General features: G+C 68.1%; 14 protein-coding genes and 3 pseudogenes. 3 read left to right on the top strand and 14 right to left on the bottom strand.

Annotated features, from left to right (window positions below; all coding sequences use genetic code 11):
- Positions 1–87: 87 nt before the first annotated feature.
- The 3 genes from AS97_RS46555 to AS97_RS00135 are packed head-to-tail and all read right to left on the bottom strand — an operon-like array spanning position 88 to position 3,753.
- Positions 88–2,046: a DUF3732 domain-containing protein gene (locus AS97_RS46555; RefSeq protein WP_247204160.1), complete on the bottom strand. Its 1,959-nt coding sequence runs from the start codon at positions 2,044–2,046 to the stop codon at positions 88–90.
- A gap of 4 nt (positions 2,047–2,050) precedes the next feature.
- Complete coding sequence (locus AS97_RS00130) at positions 2,051–2,620, bottom strand: three component ABC system middle component (RefSeq protein ID WP_282615666.1); 570 nt, start codon at positions 2,618–2,620, stop codon at positions 2,051–2,053.
- Positions 2,569–3,753, bottom strand: a complete 1,185-nt coding sequence (locus AS97_RS00135; protein ID WP_210564074.1) for an ABC-three component system protein — start codon at positions 3,751–3,753, stop codon at positions 2,569–2,571. The genes AS97_RS00130 and AS97_RS00135 overlap by 52 nt, the downstream gene beginning before the upstream one ends.
- A gap of 336 nt (positions 3,754–4,089) precedes the next feature.
- Between AS97_RS00135 and AS97_RS46560 the strand changes: the two genes are divergently transcribed.
- On the top strand, positions 4,090–4,191 hold the full coding sequence (locus AS97_RS46560) for a DUF6207 family protein (RefSeq protein ID WP_247204750.1): 102 nt from the start codon (positions 4,090–4,092) through the stop codon (positions 4,189–4,191).
- A 413-nt stretch (positions 4,192–4,604) separates the two neighbouring features.
- Here the strand turns inward: AS97_RS46560 and AS97_RS00140 are convergent.
- Positions 4,605–5,047 (bottom strand): annotated as a pseudogene (locus AS97_RS00140) (protein kinase); the annotation flags it as partial.
- Positions 5,048–5,293: 246 nt separating this feature from the next.
- On the opposite strand from AS97_RS00140, the pseudogene AS97_RS46565 reads away from it, so the two are divergent.
- Positions 5,294–6,078 (top strand): annotated as a pseudogene (locus tag AS97_RS46565) (Imm49 family immunity protein); the annotation flags it as partial.
- A 112-nt stretch (positions 6,079–6,190) separates the two neighbouring features.
- On the opposite strand, the gene AS97_RS00155 reads toward AS97_RS46565, so the two are convergent.
- The 3 genes and pseudogenes from AS97_RS00155 to AS97_RS00165 form a co-directional block, all read right to left on the bottom strand.
- Positions 6,191–7,654, bottom strand: coding sequence for a UvrD-helicase domain-containing protein (locus AS97_RS00155; protein WP_210567102.1), 1,464 nt, complete (start codon positions 7,652–7,654; stop codon positions 6,191–6,193).
- Positions 7,651–8,622 (bottom strand): DUF6083 domain-containing protein, encoded by a 972-nt coding sequence (locus tag AS97_RS00160; protein ID WP_247204161.1) that lies wholly within the window; start codon positions 8,620–8,622, stop codon positions 7,651–7,653. Before AS97_RS00160 ends, AS97_RS00155 begins: the two co-directional genes overlap by 4 nt.
- 169 nt (positions 8,623–8,791) lie before the next feature.
- Positions 8,792–9,054: pseudogene (locus AS97_RS00165) on the bottom strand (helix-turn-helix transcriptional regulator).
- A gap of 197 nt (positions 9,055–9,251) precedes the next feature.
- Here AS97_RS00165 and AS97_RS00170 point away from each other — a divergent pair.
- Positions 9,252–10,286 carry a hypothetical protein gene (locus tag AS97_RS00170; protein WP_210564076.1) on the top strand — a complete coding sequence of 345 codons (1,035 nt, stop codon included), beginning with the start codon at positions 9,252–9,254 and terminating at the stop codon, positions 10,284–10,286.
- 154 nt (positions 10,287–10,440) lie between these two features.
- Here the strand turns inward: AS97_RS00170 and AS97_RS00175 are convergent, their stop codons facing one another.
- The 7 genes from AS97_RS00175 to AS97_RS00205 all read right to left on the bottom strand — a co-directional run bounded on the left by AS97_RS00175 (position 10,441) and on the right by AS97_RS00205 (position 16,299).
- Entirely contained in the window at positions 10,441–10,821 is a 381-nt protein-coding gene (locus AS97_RS00175) for a hypothetical protein (RefSeq protein WP_210564077.1), read from the bottom strand.
- A 266-nt stretch (positions 10,822–11,087) separates the two neighbouring features.
- Positions 11,088–11,657, bottom strand: coding sequence for an XRE family transcriptional regulator (locus tag AS97_RS00180; protein WP_210564078.1), 570 nt, complete (start codon positions 11,655–11,657; stop codon positions 11,088–11,090).
- Positions 11,658–11,732: 75 nt separating this feature from the next.
- Complete coding sequence (locus AS97_RS48400; protein ID WP_210564079.1) at positions 11,733–12,881, bottom strand: hypothetical protein; 1,149 nt, start codon at positions 12,879–12,881, stop codon at positions 11,733–11,735.
- Complete coding sequence (locus AS97_RS00190; RefSeq protein WP_210564080.1) at positions 12,878–13,654, bottom strand: ATP-binding protein; 777 nt, start codon at positions 13,652–13,654, stop codon at positions 12,878–12,880. The genes AS97_RS48400 and AS97_RS00190 overlap by 4 nt, the downstream gene beginning before the upstream one ends.
- The gene (locus AS97_RS00195; RefSeq protein ID WP_210564081.1) at positions 13,651–14,322 is read right to left on the bottom strand and encodes an ATP-binding protein; all 672 of its coding nucleotides are present in this window, start codon (positions 14,320–14,322) and stop codon (positions 13,651–13,653) included. Before AS97_RS00195 ends, AS97_RS00190 begins: the two co-directional genes overlap by 4 nt.
- Complete coding sequence (locus AS97_RS00200) at positions 14,262–14,702, bottom strand: Mu transposase C-terminal domain-containing protein (RefSeq protein ID WP_210564082.1); 441 nt, start codon at positions 14,700–14,702, stop codon at positions 14,262–14,264. Before AS97_RS00200 ends, AS97_RS00195 begins: the two co-directional genes overlap by 61 nt.
- On the bottom strand, positions 14,692–16,299 hold the full coding sequence (locus AS97_RS00205; RefSeq protein ID WP_210564083.1) for a Mu transposase C-terminal domain-containing protein: 1,608 nt from the start codon (positions 16,297–16,299) through the stop codon (positions 14,692–14,694). The genes AS97_RS00200 and AS97_RS00205 overlap by 11 nt, the downstream gene beginning before the upstream one ends.
- Between the last annotated feature and the right edge of the window lie 32 nt (positions 16,300–16,331).

Consider the following 16,331-nt stretch of genomic DNA (forward strand, 5'->3'; position numbering starts at 1 on the left):
GCAGGACAGCGTCAACTGACGGCGGCCTGTATGCAGGTGGGAACAGTCTCTTCGCGACACGGTGACAGGCCCTGTGGACCTGCATCACTACGCTTCGCGGTGTGTGCTGCGCGGGCTCGTTGTATCCATCCAGTGTACTGGTACGAGCTTTTCATTCTCCCGCCAGTTCTGTACCACGGTTTCCTGAAACCACGGTGCCGGGAGGTTCACATGGTCACACACAATGACCTGCAGTTCGGGTGCCAGTTCCTGAACCACTTCCTGGATTAGCCTGAACAGCCGTTCTGCCGCCAGATTATCTTCGTGACCCTGCTCGTCGCCATCGTGAGTCATGGAGGCATACCAGGCTTGTGAGGGCTGGTCCAGGAAGAGGATGCGCGGAACCGGTCGCCGCTGGCGCACGAAATAGCGGTGCAGGGCCAAATGGGACAGAACATGATAGCCAACCCAGTTCTGTCCGCTGCCCACACGCGAAAGGGGGTGCCTGCCCTCCTGGGTGTCGAACTCAACGGTCAGCCTGCTTAAGTTGAGATGCACACCGCCGTCACCGTGCTCGAGCTGCAGCTCGTGGGCCCATAGTGTGATGTCCCGGCTGATGGGAACGAGTCGGGCGAGGAGCTGGTCGCGCTCCGCTTCGGGGTCGAGTTCGGATTTAAGGGCCTCTACTGCGGCCCTGGCCGTGTCCCGTGCCCGCCTGAGTCGTGTTAGGTCAGCCCCTGAGGTGCGCTGTAGTGCGGTGAGCATGCCGTGGATGCAGCCACGGACAAAGTCGCTGCGATCCGTGTACGGGAGGCGCCTGCTTGCTGCCTCTCCTTCCGCGAGAGCCTGCAAGGCGTGCTCGGCCGCGTTGAGCTGGCTGCGCAGTCGAGCGGTCCGCTGCTCGATGGCCTCGAGAGCCGCTCGCCTTGCCGGGCGTATCGAGTCGATCCCGTCCAGTTGTCTGTCGAGCCGGTGGAGGCTGTGCCTGAGCGTCGCCACTGTCAGATCCGGTTCAGGCAGAGTCGAACCGCACAAAACGCATGTGGTCGCGTCGTCGTCCTTGGGCGACGGGATGAGACCGAGGCTCGCCAGCCTGTCTCGTGGGATACGTGCGGCGGCTGAGTAGTCGTCCGCAGCGACAGTCTCGGCCAGGAGCAGTCGACGATCTGCCGCGAGAGCTCTGAGCTGGTCGCGCAGGTCGGCGCATGTCTGCTCGAGCTCAAGGGTGCGCTGACTCTCGTATTCCGCACTGGGCATCTCAGCACGTGATTGGACGGCGTCGTGAAGGGTTTCCAATGCCTGAACATGATCGTCGGGAGGAGTCGGTGATGAGACCAGGCTCAGGGCATGGGCTTCATGCCACAGCGCAGCAAGTGTCTCTTGGGCTGTGTCGTTTGCGCGCTGGGCCTGGCTGAGGTTGTTCTCTGCCTGCTTGAGGCGTCTGCGTGCGGCGGTGAACTGCGCGTGTTTACGCGCCTGGTCGTGAGGGGCTGCTCCGAGGAAGTACGGCAGAGTCTGCTTCAGGGCAAATGCGACGTGGTGGTCGCTTTGACGGTGGAAGAGTCGGTTACTGTCGGCGATCTCGCTCTGGCCTTGAAGACACAGCAACGTTGCGTGGCCGAGGTGGGCCTCGGTCCCGATGCCGTCCTGGCCGTGGGTATCGTGGTTGTGGTTCTCCGCGATCCCGATGATTTGGCTGAGCTGTTGGCGCAGCGTGTGACGGTCGGTGTTCGCTGCGAGGTCCTCGTAGGGCAGGGCTTCGAGATCTGCCCCAAGTTTCAACATGACTGGGTTGGTTGTCTTCCTGCCTGGTCCGGGTGCTGGCCGGGCCACGAATGCGCGCGTCTTGCTCATCTGAAACAGGGCTGCGTACCAGGAGACTGCGTCAGTCATGGGGCCGAGAGGGAACATGACTGTTTTGCGCCCCGTGCAGTACTCGAAGATATCGAGCAGCGTGCTCTTTCCTGTTGCTGAGTGCCCCGTGATCACGTTGAGTGCGCCTGGCTTGAAGTCCACGACGCGGCGGGCCCCGTCGGTGCTGTATAGGATGATGGCGAGCAGCTGCACGTGCTCAGGGTCTCACGCCGAGACTGGCGAAGACTGCGGCTGTCTCGTTCTTGGCCATCCAGCTGCCGATCAGGCGGGCGCTGTGAAGGATGTCTTCCAGTTCTGTACGTTCGGGCGCCCCTGCTCGCAGCCGTGTCCGCGGTTTGAGGCAATCGCTGCGCAGTTCCAGCACGTCATGCAGGAGTGCGAATCTCAGGCCGGCTTGGACCGGCATGACTAAGGCCTTGGCCTGGCGGGGAAAGCCGGCCCGCAGCATGGGATTACGTGTTACCCAGGTGGAAAGGTGCGTTCGTGTGTTGGCAGGCAACGCCTGCCGCGTGCCTCGGTGCAGCGTCATGGGGGCGACGATGAAGGATAGGTGCCACGGCATGCCCGACACTCTCTGCCGCTCGTAGGAGCCCGCGGCAACAGACAAGAGGCTGGCGATCAGTGCCGGGTTGAGCATGGCGGCGACGAGAGCCGACGGTTCGCTCCAGGCGGTGTCTGCGGCTGGGGCGTGGATCTGCCCAGTCGGTGGCGTGGTCACGATTCCGCCCGCAGAGTCTGCATGCGGTGCTGGAAGTCGGGGTGCCATCCCACTCGCCCCGTGTCCGCGAGCTCATGACGTTGGCCGCGGACGAAGAACGCCTCGTGATACCTGCCGTGCAGGCAGGGGCCGTTACGCTGCGAGAGGTCTTTGAGGAGGCTGGCTCCTGCTCGCTGTTTGGTCGCTTCATCGGCCGCATCTGCGAGCTCTAGTCCCATCCATTCGAACTCGCTCTCCCATTCATCGACGATGTCGCGGCTGAGGCTGCTGAGCTCGTCTGCTGCAACGAGGTCTTCAGCGATCCAGCGGATGGCCTGGGCCTGGGCACGGTGGTAGTCGATGACCGAATGCCGCAGGTTCACCGGCGGATAAGCCACCCACCTCATCTGGTGCACGAAGGGACTGTTGCCGTAAGTCGCGGTGAGTACGTCGTCGGCTGTCCCCTCATGACCGACGATCGTGGGAAGCCTCTGCCGAGAGAACTGATCACGCAGATCGGCGATGGCCGCACGCGCCATACCGACGTCAACGGCCCTCCTGCGGCGCTGCAGCAGTTCCAGAGCCCGTTCGTCCCACCAGCGCCACACCATAGCCAGGAAGAGATCCTCGTGCCCGACTGGCAGGCTCCACCGGAGTTCCGCACGAACGAGAGCCGGAACGTCATCGATATGCGGCGAGGCGTCCATCACGGTGATGCGTGAGAGAAACGCGGCCCGGTCCGCCGGCCCCAGCTCGAGGAACTGCTCGCGCGCCTCCCGGGTACGTCCGGAAGCTCGCCGCAGGGCAGCACGCTCGAGCGCGCTCAAGGCCATTTCGTCATCGCGTGAGTCCGGGCGGAGCGCGGCCATCGCACTGCCGGGGTTCGCTTCTTGAGTGGAGACAAGCACCAGCGTCGGCCCCTCGACATCTGACGGGACCGCCGTGTCCATCCAGGTCTTCAGCGTCGACCACACGTCCGGAGAGGCGTCCGTGAGCCGGCGTTCACCTCTTTGATGATGCTTGATCTGCAAGAGCTCCGTCGCTGATTCGGCCTGCTCCCACGCGACGTCGTCATGAAGTTCCAGGGAGATCGCCGCGTCGGGGCGTGCATGATCCGCCCGCAACAATTCCAGCAGCGCCCACCAGGTCTGATGCTGGTAGCCCAGCGCGCTGGCTGCGGCGCTGTGCACGGACTCCCCCATGCCGCCACTCCTCCCCTGGCCGCCAGGCACAACGACGAGACCTTTGTACCCCATCACAGCCGACTCCCTGGCCTGTTTGGATTTGCAGCTTCGACAGGTCTGTTCCGGCAAGTCCGAAAGCAGTAGGAGCCCCGTTCTGTCCGTGCCCCTATTCAGAGCGCGTGTCTCCATGGGGAGGGTGCAGTTCGAGAGACGCATCGTGCGAAACGGCAAGGGGTTGTTGTCCGGGGCTCCCCCGCCAGCCGCCCTTGACGTACCAGAACGCGGTGCATGTATGCGAGCCGAGCTTGGTAGTCCTGGACATCACGGCCGGAGATGGAGACCGCGGTGGCGGTGATGTCCCGGCTGGATGAGCTGTGGGTGACATCTGGCGTCGGCCCAGCGCGGCGGGTCGCGGGTGAGCCCGGAGTGCAAGCTCGCCCATATGCGGACATCTGACGTCCTGGCTTCCCCAACCCGTGTGACGGTGCCCGCCGGGCGACCACCGCTGCGGTTTACCGGTGATGTCTACGGACAGGGCGCCATCGCGTAGCGAACCAATCCGGGGAGGCGGGGTGCTAAACACGCGCTCCGTCCACAGGAGCGCCTGGACAGTCCAGGCTTGATGAGACCGTGGTCTGGACGTCGACCAGCAGCAACAGGACTTGAGCTGGCCCGTAGTTGGGTTCATTTCTTGGGGCGAAAATGCTTGACAATAGTACCGAGTTGGTTGATCCACTCGTCGAGTTCATCTTCATCACCTGTGGTAACTCGGCAGCTGTGTGTAGTGCCATTGACCAGCGCGACGGTGATCGTCAGCCCGTATCCGCGGCCGTTCTCGGCGTGGGTGACACCCCTGACGGCGTCCCAGGAGAAATCACGACAGCGACCATTGCGACCAAGGGAGATGCCCTGGGCATCGGCGACCCCCGTTGACGGGGTGTCCCTCTGCTTGCTCCGGAGCCAAGAATCCCGGAGTGCCCACTGTGGTGCCGGTCGTGGTCAGGCGGGAGCCTTCCAGAGCCCGTGCGATCCCGAAGTCCAGCACCCTGGGGCCATCCTGGGCCATGATGATGTTGCCTGGTTTCAAGTCGCGGTGAACGAGTCCGCAGGCGTGAATGGCCTGCAATGCCTCGGCGAGGGCAGCTCCGAGTCGGCGGAGCGTCTGCTCGCCCATTGGCTCACGTGGGGCGAGCAGCTGGGACAGTGTCGGGCCCGGTATGTAGGCGGTGGCAAGCCACGGCGGTTCCGCGTCCGTGTCGGCATCCACTACCGGCGCCGTGTGGAATCCGCCCACCTGCCGGGCTGCGGCCACTAAGTGCAATGGCCTGGCTTCAGACGACCAGTCAAGCACAGACTGAGCAGCCGCCAGGCGCTGCACTCGATGTGGCCCAGCTCGAAAGGGCGAAGGCGAGGAGACTGGTCATGGCCAGCACGGTGGTCGCAGCGACGGCCCAACGGCACATCGTCATCGTCATGCCCGCACCGTGGCAGGGCGAGCGCGGCCAGGCGGGTCCTGAGCTCGGGAGAACATCGCTGTCAAGAGGCAATTCCATGTCTTCAGGACCTGGCGGGCGAGGCCACCCCGCACCTCCAACCGGATACGCGGCCTGCTTACTCAGTTCCACACCAGCCTGGGGCGCGTCCTCGGCCCGTGACTGGACCATCAGGCCGTGAACTGGCTGCTGAAACGCTACGGGTCCCCGACCACCCTGCGCAGAGCCGGACGCGGCAGGCTGGTCGGGGTGGCCCAAGGCCCCGCACATGGCGCCCGGCTACTCGACGACGCCTACGGTTCCGCTGCGCAAGCCGGACGCCGGGGAGCGCACGGAGGCCGCCCGGCGGCTCGACGAGGTCGGCGACGCGCTGAGCGCGGACCAGCGGCTGCTCCGCGTACTCCTCGACGACGACCAGCACGCCTTCGAGGACGCCCTCGTCGCCCGGCTGGTCGCGTACCGGGAGAGCGTCGAGGCCGATGCCGGTGATCCCGCGCCCCGGTCCCTCCTCCCCCTCGGCACCCTCGCCCTGGCCTGCCTCGCCGTCCAGGTCCATGGGTGGGAACTCGGTGTCCGGTCCGGGTACCTGCCGTACGGTCTGCTGGGATCGCCGGACGCGCCGCGCCGGGCGGCGGAGGGAAGCGGAACAACTTGGGCTGCTGGGCCGCCAAGTAGGCCACACGGGGTGCGGAAGTGGGTGTGGCCCGACATCCAGGACATCGTCGTGGAGACGGACTCGTCCCCACCGAGGCAGCGCGTACGTCTGTGCGATAGCCAAGGACGGAAGACCACCCTGCCCCACGTCGGCGAACGCCATCTGCCGGATCTCCACGCCCTGCGACACCGGTAGCCCCGATGGCGCCGAGCCTCAACACGTGTCTTTCGCGACGATCCGAAAGACACGGCCTAGCCCAACGGGTGGATCGACAAGTGCTCGGTGGCATTGGTGCGGGGCAGTACGATCACTGCGGATTTCCGGCGGGGTGATCGTTGATCCATGACAGGCCGCCCAGGTCCAGTTGCCGGCGGGCTCGGGTGACGGCGACGTAGGCCAGGCGGGCTTCGCCGTCGTCGATCGGGCCGGGCACCGGAGCGCCGGTCTCGTCGTGGTCATCGCTGTCTTCGGGCGGGGTGAAGTCGTCGGCGATGCGGACGCGGAGCCATTCGCGGCCCTTGGCCTTGTGGGCGGTGGAGACGGTCACCTGGGCCTGCTCTTCGGGGAGGATGCGGCTGATGGCGGTGAGCAGGGCGTCGGTGCCGTGGGTGTCGACGAGGTCGACCAGGGGCTGGAGGTCGCGGCCGGCCGGGTCGTGGGCGGCGTAGTCCTGGACCTCGCCCCAGCAGGTGAACAGCACCAGTTCCGGGTGGCCGGTGCGGCGGCCTTCCTTCAGGTCTCGGGCGGCCAGTGCCAGGGCCTGGAGGCTGCCCCCTCCCCCGACCAGGCCGACCTGGTGGCCGGTGGCCAGGAGGTCCATGACGGTGGCCATGGCTCCGACGTTGGTGCGGCAAAGCACCGCCTCCGGCTGCTCTACCGGCCCCATTTCGGTGAGCACTGTCTCGCTGCCGGTCAGGCGGATCGGGGCGTCGGTGAGGGCGAGCCAGCGGTTGGCCTCGGCCGCCAGGCGGGGACCGAAGCGGAAGGACTGGGACAGGGACAGGGCGGTGCCGTCGAAACCGGTCATGACGTCGCGGGCGCCGCGCCAGTGGTAGATGGCCTGGGCGGAGTCGCCGACCATGACCAGCTGGGCGTGATCCCGCTGGGCGGTGAAGATCTGCTCGACCACGGGGTTGGTGTCCTGGGCCTCATCCAGGAGCAGGTACTCGGCGGTGGTCTGCGGGCGGGTGAGGGCCCAGATCTTCAGGTAGTGGTCGTGGTCGAAGCGGACTACGCCGTCCTCGGGGTGCTGCAGGTCCGCCCAGACCTTGCGGGCGAAGGGCACGATCGTCTCGGCGAACTGGGCGTAGTGGTCGTCACCTTCCAGACCGCGCAGGCGGGGGACGTGGTGGGGGCGCAGGTGGTCGTCCGCGGAGTGGCAGAAGCGGGTGACGGTGCGCAGGGTGGTGTTGGACAGGGTGCGGGGGCTGATGTCGCGGCCGCCGATACGGATGGGTTTGGTGATGCCCAGGGCCTGGCCGGTGCGCCAGCTGGGCTGGCGGGGGCCGCCCAGGCGGCGGGCGTAGCGGTGGCCGATGGCGGCGTAGGCCATGGCGTGCGCGGTCTTGCAGATCACGGTGTTGGGGAAGCGGGTGGCGGCCTCTTGGGCGATGGCGCGGTTGTAGGCGAGGTAGCGGCCGCGGCGGGTAGTGGCTTTGGCCAGGAGAGCCAGGGTGGTGGTTTTGCCGGTGCCGGCGCCAGCTTGGAGGACCAGGTGGTCCCCGGTGCGGAAAACGTCGGCTGCGGCGGCCTGTTCATCGGTGGGGTTCAGCACGAAGGCGGTCCAGGATGGCGGGGCGGCGCCGGCGATGTGCACTGGGGGTGCGGCGCCTGGGGCGGACGGGTGGTCAAGTCTTGGCGGACGGCGATGGCCGGGGGTGGTTGGCGGGTGGTGCGGCCGTCAGCGGGGGTGGTGTTGCCGGGCGGCGTTGGGCAGTCGGCTGTGGATGTGTCGGTGGTGCAGGAGCGGGTCAAAGACTTCCCAGCCGGGGAGGGTGACGTCGGCGGCGCCGGGGCGGCAGTGTGGGCGGGGCAGCGCTGGGTGCGCCAGCGCATCTGCTCGGCGTAGGGCAGGTGGCTGAGGTTGTATACGGCCATCAGCTGCTGGGGCAGGGCGAGTTGGCCGTGGGTTGGTCCGGTGGGCAGCAGGGTCCAGGTGCCGGGCGTAGTGGCGAGGATGGGGCTGGGGCAGCGGTGGCGGTGACGGGTCTGGGCCACGCAGCGCAGTTCCTCGATGGGGTGAGCGGCGAGGTAGCGGGTGTAGAGGATCTGTACGACCGGGCGGGCCGGGCGGCAGGGCTGCGGACGCGGCTTGGTAGCAGGGGGCGAGGGCGGCGGGGTGAAGGTGTGGGCCTGGAGGCGGCGGGTGCGGACGGCGAGCTGACGGCGGGCCGCTTGCAGGGGTGCGCTGAGCGGGGCGGGGGCGGTGTGGTGGGTGCAGAGCAGGGTGTGCGGGATGCGGCACCATGCGCTGCCGTCACCGCTGGGGTAGGCGGTGCCGCAGCTGAGATGCCAGCGGCAGGATTCCGGAACTGTCGTGGCTGGGATCTCGGCGGGGTGCAGGGCGATCGGCTGGCCGTTGCTGGTGTGGAACCACTCCAGGCGGTGGCCGCAGTGCCGGCAGCGGGCTCCTTGTCCGGCGCGCAGCAGGCGGCTGGGGCTGTAGGGGGCGACGCGCAGGGAGCGGTGGCGGGGGCTGCCGTCCCGGTGACGGCCCTCGGTGGCGGGGGTGGGCTGCATGGCGGTGACCGTGCCAGAGGCCGCGCCGGAAGGGCGGGGTGGCGCCGTGCGGTTCGCGCGGACAGCCCAATTACGCAGGGACGTGCGTACGAGGGCCGATTGGGCGTTCGGTGGTGGTTCGTCGGTTCGGGTGATGTGTGCGCGGCGCGGGCGGGTCGGCGCGGCAGGGTCAGGCTGGGGGTTCGGCGGGTGGGGTGTGGCCGTCGCAGAGGGTGCCCAGCAGGGGCCGAGGGGGACGCCGAAGGTGTGGGCGAGAGCGTGCCAGGTGGTGACGGACCCGGTGGTGCGGCCGTGTTCGAGGTCGATGACGGTGCGACGGGACAGGCCGCTGCGCTCGGCGAGTTCATCGAAGGTCCAGCCGCGCTCATCCCTCAGCCGGGCGAGCTGCACGCGCAGCGCGGTGAGGTTGGGATCGGGCGGGAAGATCGTCACTGCCCTATCCGACGGTGCAGAACCTCGCCCTGTCAGTGCAGACTTCTGCACTATCTGAACCGGTACAGGACGGTCTCGACCGGCTCTGCAAGAGTGCGGGGGTCTGCACCACGGGTGCGGCCGACCGCCGCCCCGACCAGCCCCGGGAACGGGGCGTTATGAACCACTGCGGACCGAACAGGAGGACGCCGGGCCCGATGAGGCTCTCCCCCACCGACATCGCGGTGCGGCGCACCTGGACCGTGGAACTGCGCCCCCAGCCGGGCGGACCGATGCTGGCCTGCTCCCAGTGCCCGCCCCAACCGCACCCTGTCGCGGCGGTCTCGGCACGATCAGTCGCGCTGGCCCATCTGTCCCAGCATGCCCATGAGAACGCCGTACCGGATCATCTGCGCACCTGTCAGTGCCAGGCCCGCGGCTGCCACTGGCACCCACGCCACCGCGGCTGCGCCGGCTCCGTCCTCCTGGTCCTGACGGGCGACCGAAGCGGGCGACGATGGCGCCTGACCGATGCCTGCGCTGCCTGCGCCGCCGCCACCGAACAGGCGTCCGTGGTCCCGAATATCCTTGTCACCGCTCCCCCGGCGGCATGCTGTGCCCGGATCAACGGTCCGCGGAGGCCTTACACTCCCGGGCCACAGGAGCAGGTGCGGGTGCGGGAGATGCTCACCTACCTCGGTGCCGCGCTCCCCCGGTTCTCCTCGCCCACCGCCCGGCTTCTGGCCGTGCAATGCGCACTGCGTGCCGATGCCGGCGGCCGGGTCCGCCTGCCGGCCGGCCTGTTGCGCAGCATGCGGCTGGCCGGATACGCCGCGCCCTGGCACGAACTCACCCACGCCGGGTGGCTGAGCTGCCTCTCCCCCACCGCACGGCGGACATACGGCGGCGTTGTGGCACAGCTGCTGGATGCCGCCGTCCTTGACCAGGCCCCTCCCCGCCGCGCTCGCGTCCGAGCCGCCCACTGGGCCCTGCACCCGATCCCACTCGCGGCCACGCGCGAGGCACCGCCCGCGGTGCAGCTCACCACGCTGACGCTGGCCGTGCATACCTCAGGCCGGTCGGGCAGCGTGGAGGTGGACCTGCTCACCCGCCTGTGCGGGCTCTCCCTGGGGCAGGTGGAAGAGCTACTCGACCGTCTCGTCCGCGCACGCCTCCTGGACGGCTGGCAACGCTTTGCGGAGGCCGGTGAACTGCGTTGGCATCTGCCCCCAGAGCCACCCCCTGACGCATGACCGGCCCCCACCTGCCGAGCCGGCGGCCACAAGCACCGAGGTTGTCAAAGGACATGCCCCTAGTACTCCAGTCGCAGTTCTCCATTTTCGCTGGTCACAGCGCCTTCTCGAGCGTAGTGGGTTGGCGGTGGTCATGGCGGCGGTGGTTCGTGACTCACCCGATCGGGGTGCGTGCGGCATTGATAGTGGAAGTGGCAGGCGACGGCTTGGTGGTGTCGTCTCCAGTACGACCAGCAGAGCCTGTGTTCGGTCCGAAGTAGGTGGGCTGCTGGGAGATGGGCAAGATCCATGAGCCGTCGCACTTCTGCCAGAGTGAGGGAAACGAGGCTGCTTGGACCGTTTCTCCGGCCCCCCTTTCAACGGCGTGGGCGACCATCGCGGCGAGGAAACAGTGGTCGAGCATGGCCAGGACTGTGGTCTTCTGTTGCAAGAAGCGGAAGCTGGTCAGCAGTCGGTTGAGCCGAGACCAGTCGCCCGCCTCACGCAGGTGCGTCGGCAGCGCGAGGAGGGTGTACTGACGCTTCTCGGCATCCATGGCATCCCCGCCGGCCAGTAGATGGGGGATACGACATCACAGCTCGATGGTCGGAAGGATCCCTGCTCCGAATGCAGGTTTCCTTCTCACAGTATCCACGATTCCGTGAACTCGCACTCTTCCGACCGAGCGGCGCAGAAGGTACACCGCCAGAGCAGGGACACGAGTATGTCGAGTCCATGCTGGTCCGCCTGGGGGCTCCCGTGGCGAGGATCTGAAGCTTCGGCTCACATCGGGCGGATCCTGGGCGTGAGGGAGGGCCGGGCTCAGTAGGAGAACTCGATGTAGTCGATGTCCTTGAGCTCCACCATGCGCAGCCCGCGTGTAGGTGAGACGCGGAAGTACGCCTCGCCGACCGCGTCCGCAACGATGCCGCGGAGCGTTTCCTCATCCGCCTCACGCTCTCGCGCCCGGAACAGTCGACCGATGTAGAGGGTCGGCAGTTGTTCGGTGAGGAGGCGGTAGCGGCCGTCGTCGGAGGAGCCAGCGGCTCCGGTGAATCCGAACCATCCGCGAAAGTGCACCATCAAGCCGCCTCGTACGACGAGCGATTGGTGGGCCCAGCGGCGAATGAGCGGCTGCCACAGCCTGGCCACTTCCCGCGTGATGGCGTGGTGCAGTTGCTCGCTGGGGGCTCCCTGTCGTCCAGGGAGTACCGCCTGTAGTTCGGCGGGTGAGATGCGCAGGCGGGCGGCCAGGGTGTGGTGGTCGGCGTACTGGGAGAGGAGAAAGCGCAGGCGGGCGCTGTCTGATCGGGGCGGTTGGCGGGTCCACAGATCCATGTCGGCGCGGTCGAGGGCATCGGTGATGGATTCCGGGTCGAAGGCAGGATGCATGCTGGCTCCTGGTCGGGATGAATGGCTTCAAGGTCGGTCGGGGTGGGGTGGTGGGGCGTCCTGCGGTGGCCGTGGTCAGGACCGTCTGGCCGGTCGTCTGCGGGCGGCAGCGGGCGTGCGGGCTGGCGCAGGCAGGAGGAGGCGGCAGCCTTCGATGGCCTGACTGACTTCGTGCTCTTCCCATTTAGGGATGAACAAGGGGGTGTTGGCGTGGACGTAGCCGCGCAGCTCGGTGAGGGCGAGTGCGGCCTGGGCCAGAGGTCGGGCCCATGGGGGCAAGCCTTCGGTGGGGTGTTGGCCGTGGTCGGGGCTGGCGGAGGAGGTTAGGTCGTCGTGAGGGAGGTGGTTGAGCTGGTCGGGGGGCGCGCCGGTCAGGAGATGCAGGGCGACGCGTGCGGCGTGCACGGGATGGGCGATGCGGTTGTGGATGCGGGCGATGGCCGGAGCGAGGTGGGGGTGGGTATGGTCCCAGCGGGTCGGTGGCAGGGAAAGGAGGCGTGCGTCGGGGGGTGGTTGGGCGGCGATCATGGCGTAGTGCCGGTCTTCCCAGCGGTGGCGGCCGCTTGGCGGGGGTGGCAGGCGGAACCAGGTCTCCTCCGGTCGGGCGGGAAAAGAGGGGCGTACCTGCCACCACGGGAAGTTCCCGTCCGTGAGAGGCGGTGGGGAATGCTGGAGGTGCCGCAGGGCGGCGTCAGGAGTGTTGAGGTCGTCGTGGCGGACCGTGGAGAGCAGTTGCTGGACGTTGTCGGTGAAGGAGCCGTGGCAGAGCAGTGTCAGCTTCAGGCGGGCGTGTTCGCGCAGGGCCAGCAGGTGTTGGATGTAGCCGGAGCGGAGGCGGTGGGCCCGGCAAACGATCAGGTGGGTGATGCCGAGTGCGGTGGTCCATGCGGCGGTGTTGCGCCAGCTGTCGTCGGTGTGGCGGACCCATGCGGGTTCGGGGTGGAGGTCCTCCGGGACAGGCAGGTGTTTTCCGTAGGCGCGCATCAGGTCGTGGGCCAAAGTGGCGCCGGTGGGGGTCAGGGGGGTTGGGTGCACGGTGATGCGTCCGGCGCTGGGCCGGTGGGCGGCCAGGGCAGTGGTGGTGAGGGCCGGGTGATCGTGCGGGTCGAGGATGAGGGTGAGGGGCGGCAGGGCAGGGTCGGTTTCACCGGGTGACCACACCGGCTCCCAGGCCTTGGGATCGACGAGGGGTGTGGAGGGGGTGAGGTGTGCGGTCGGGGTCATGGCCTTGTCGTGGGTCGGGGCTGGAGTTGCTTCAGCAGCGGGTGGGCGTCGTGTAGGGGGCGGCGGCCGGTGCGGTGGGCGAGGCTGGCCAGGCGGTGGGTCAGGGCCGCCCAGCGGCGGAAGTTGCCGTGTGCCCAGGCGGTGTTGAGCGTGGTGATCAGCTGGGGGTCGGTGTCGTGCCACTGGGGGTGGAAGGCGGGGAGTGTGGTGAGGAGTTCGGGCTCGGTCAGCGACTGGAAGTGGTGCCAGGTGTGGACGCGGCTGGTCAGTACCGGTTGAGCGCGCAGGGCTTTGATCCGGTGGTCGCTGGCTAGCAGGAGCACGGCGAGGCGGGTGTGGGTGTCCTCGTGCAGGAAGCGGAGGTATTCCAGGCAGGAGGCGGAGAGTTGGTGGGCTTCGTCGATGGCCAGCAGCCGCGGCGGATGATGCAGGGCGTGGCGGATGAGGTCATCGCAGATGCCGGGGTTTTTCGGGGCGGTGCCGGGCAGTTGCAGGGCCCGGTAGAGGCGGGCGCGCAGGTCTTCGGGGCGGGCCTGGGGGCGCACAAGCAGGGAAAGGGTCTGCCAGTGGGGGTGCTGGGCGATCAGGGTGTGGAGGGTGAAGGTTTTGCCGGTGCCGGGCGGACCGCTTAGGCACATCATGGCCTGCTGCTCGACGGTGGTGTGGAGGGCGTTGGCGGCGGCCCGCACCTGTGAGGTGGTCACGGTGCGGGCCTGGGGGAGGTTGAGGTAGTGCCGGGCAGCGCTGTGCGGAGTGGGGGCGCTGGGGGTCATCGGCTCTCGTCTCGGCGGTGGCGCTGCCTGGGGGGCCGGACGCGGCGGATGGCCCAGCGGGCGATGGTTTCGTCGACTTCGTCCAGGCCGCGGCGCTTCATGCCCTCGAGGATGTGGTGGGTGATCTTGGACCACATGCGGAAGGTGCCAGCGCCGGCCTCCTGGTCGATGTAGTTGATCAGTTCGGGTGAGGTGTTGGCCCACAGGGGGTGGAAGTGCGGGATGTTCTTGAGGACCTCGTCCGGTTCCATCGGGGTGAATTCCTGCCAAATGTAGATCCGGGAGGCGAGGGCGGGATCGTTGTAGAGGGTCTTGTAGCACTCCTCGCCGCCGATGAAGAGGACGGCGGGGCGATTCTTTCCCTGGCCGGTGTCCCACAGGTGGCGGACGAATTCGAAGCACTCGCGGCTGAACTGCTGGGCCTCGTCGAAGGCCAGGACGTAGGGGCGGCGGGCGAGGGATCGCTTGAGTAGCTGGTCGAACTCGCTGGGGTGGGTGGGTGCCTTGCCCTCGAGATTGAGGAGGGTGAACAGTTCGTGGCGGATGTCGCGCGGCGTGGGCCGGGAGCGGAACTGCAGGAACAGCACCAGGTCGGCGGCCACTTCCTTCAGAGCGGCCAGGACGGAGAAGGTCTTGCCCAGACCGGCGTCGCCGTAGATGCAGGACATGGCGCGGGCGTCGATGGTATCGGCGATGTTCTCCCGGCCTCCAGGAGGGCCTCGGTGGCGACGATGCGGGCATCGGCCAGGTTGAGATAGAAATCGGGTTCGGCTCCGCTTGCGTCGGCGGCCGCGGTCTCGGTGCCGGTGGTGTCGGTCATAGGTGTTCCTTCGGTTGAGGCAAGGGTGATGGGCAAGGCGGTGCCCAGGCGGCGGCCGCTGGGGTGGTAGACGTCGATGCCATCCCCTGGGGAGGCGTGGGGGCGCACTACGACCTGGGCGGTGACTTGGCCGGTGATCCAGCTCGCGTGGTAGAGCCGACCGCGCCAGTGGATGCCCTCCGGGCGCAGGAGGCGGGGGTGGGTGCCGGGCGGGAGCTCAGCTCTCATGAGAGTCCTCTTCGGAGGTGGTTTTACAGGGGGTGGTGGGGATGACCCATCCGGCGCCAGGGGCGAGCCGGCGCGGCATGTAGTTCTCGGGCAGCTCGTCGGGGTGGGCCGGGGCACGCAGTGTGCGCAGTTCCTCGGTGGCCGCCTTGCGGGTCATGGCGCCTTCGGCCTGGGCGGGTGCGGGGGCGGTGGCGGCCTTGAAGCGGCGGCGGCGCTTGCGCTCGGCGGCCCGCAGGTCCTGCCGCAGGCGCTGGGCGCGTTCGTTGCGTGCCTGGTAGACGGCGTTGATCTGGTCGGGGTCTGCCTGGTCGGACAGGTGGGCGGTGCCCAGGTGGCGGTGGGTGTGCAGGTCGAAGACTTCGATGGTGTCCTCGTGGTGGGGCTGATAGCGGATGCGGACTTCGGTTCCGGTGCGGCCGGTCATCCAGGGGCCGATGTAGTCGCGGCCGCGCCAGCGGATGCCGTGGCCTTGGATCTTGCGGGTGGAGCGGTCGGCCTCGAGCAGGAAGGCGTGCAGGTCCTCGGGGGCGGCCTCCCGCAGGGGGGTGTCGTCCTCGTTCCACAGCTCCAGGGGGGTGAGGTTGCCGCGGGCGGTCATGCGGTGTTCGGCGTTGCGACGGCGCACCCACTGCCCGAACAGCTCGACGAAGGCTTCGAAGGTGAGTGGCGGGTCGTTCTCGCCCGAGCGGTGGCGGGAGTCCAGGCGCTGGGCTTCGGTGTAGCGGGGCAGGGTGGAGAAGAACATGCTGGTGGCTGCGCGGTTGAGGTTTTCGATGCTGCCTTTGAGGTGTGGGGTGTAGGGGGGCAGGATGTAGACGTCAACGGTGAAGGCGCCGAGGGCTTCTTGGACGGCGCGGGCGAGGAAGTCGCGGCCGCGATCGATGCGCAGCCGCTGGGGCAGACCGCCGGCCGGTCCGTGGGTGTCATCGCGCAGGATGGCCGAGCGCAGGGCGGCGAGGATGGATCCGCGGTGGGGGTAGTGGGGGGTGAGGGCCCAGCCCATGGTCATGGCGGTGGAGCAGTCGATGAACCAGGTCACCCAGGGTTTGAGGAGGCGGTCGCCGGCCAGCACCAGGACGGGGACCTGCTTGTGGTCGCCCTCCCACTCCTCGTTGCGGCAGACGGGCGGGCGGCGCAGGTGCGGGTCGTGGCCCCGGGAGGCCGGCAGGCCTTGGCGCAGGCCGGCGAGGTCGCCCGGGGAGAGGTCGCGGCGAATGGCGCGGTAGAGGGTGGCCAGGCTGGGTGCGGTGGTGTTGTTCTCTTCGGCTTCGGTGCGCAGTTCCTCGTGCAGGCGCTTGATGTTGCCGCGATGGTAGGCGAGTTGGACGCGGAGGTCTTCGGTGATCTCGAAGCGGGCGCGGCTGAGGCGTTCGGCGGTGCCGTTGGCTTTGGCGTCGGCCAGGCGCTTCCAAACGGTGCGGATGTGCAGGTCCAGGGTCTGGGCCACCAGTCGGACGTGGGCGGTGGTGAGCTCACCGCGGGCGTCCAGCGTCATCAGGTGGCGAATCGCCGGGGTGGTCAGCATCTGCCGCTCCCGGCGATGTGTGGCGGCCTGGGGGTGCGCGGCCGACGCGCTGTCGGGTGGTTGCTCATCCATGAGGGGGCTGCTCCTGAGAACAAGAAGGGCTG

Origin of the sequence: Streptomyces sp. AgN23 (genome assembly GCF_001598115.1) — a bacterium.
Lineage (GTDB): Bacteria > Actinomycetota > Actinomycetes > Streptomycetales > Streptomycetaceae > Streptomyces > Streptomyces antimycoticus.

Excerpts from the sequence above, each read along its gene's own strand:
- AS97_RS00160 (WP_247204161.1), bottom strand. The coding sequence starts at position 8,622 with ATGCAGCCCACCCCCGCCACCGAGGGCCGTCACCGGGACGGCAGCCCC.
- AS97_RS00195 (WP_210564081.1), bottom strand. The coding sequence starts at position 14,322 with ATGTCCTGCATCTACGGCGACGCCGGTCTGGGCAAGACCTTCTCCGTC.
- AS97_RS00170 (WP_210564076.1), top strand. The coding sequence starts at position 9,252 with ATGAGGCTCTCCCCCACCGACATCGCGGTGCGGCGCACCTGGACCGTG.
- AS97_RS00205 (WP_210564083.1), bottom strand. The coding sequence starts at position 16,299 with ATGGATGAGCAACCACCCGACAGCGCGTCGGCCGCGCACCCCCAGGCC.
- AS97_RS00130 (WP_282615666.1), bottom strand. The coding sequence starts at position 2,620 with ATGGCACCCCGACTTCCAGCACCGCATGCAGACTCTGCGGGCGGAATC.
- AS97_RS46560 (WP_247204750.1), top strand. The coding sequence starts at position 4,090 with ATGTCCCGGCTGGATGAGCTGTGGGTGACATCTGGCGTCGGCCCAGCG.
- AS97_RS00190 (WP_210564080.1), bottom strand. The coding sequence starts at position 13,654 with ATGACCCCCAGCGCCCCCACTCCGCACAGCGCTGCCCGGCACTACCTC.
- AS97_RS00175 (WP_210564077.1), bottom strand. The coding sequence starts at position 10,821 with ATGGATGCCGAGAAGCGTCAGTACACCCTCCTCGCGCTGCCGACGCAC.
- AS97_RS48400 (WP_210564079.1), bottom strand. The coding sequence starts at position 12,881 with ATGACCCCGACCGCACACCTCACCCCCTCCACACCCCTCGTCGATCCC.
- AS97_RS00200 (WP_210564082.1), bottom strand. The coding sequence starts at position 14,702 with ATGAGAGCTGAGCTCCCGCCCGGCACCCACCCCCGCCTCCTGCGCCCG.
- AS97_RS00135 (WP_210564074.1), bottom strand. The coding sequence starts at position 3,753 with ATGGGGGAGTCCGTGCACAGCGCCGCAGCCAGCGCGCTGGGCTACCAG.
- AS97_RS00180 (WP_210564078.1), bottom strand. The coding sequence starts at position 11,657 with ATGCATCCTGCCTTCGACCCGGAATCCATCACCGATGCCCTCGACCGC.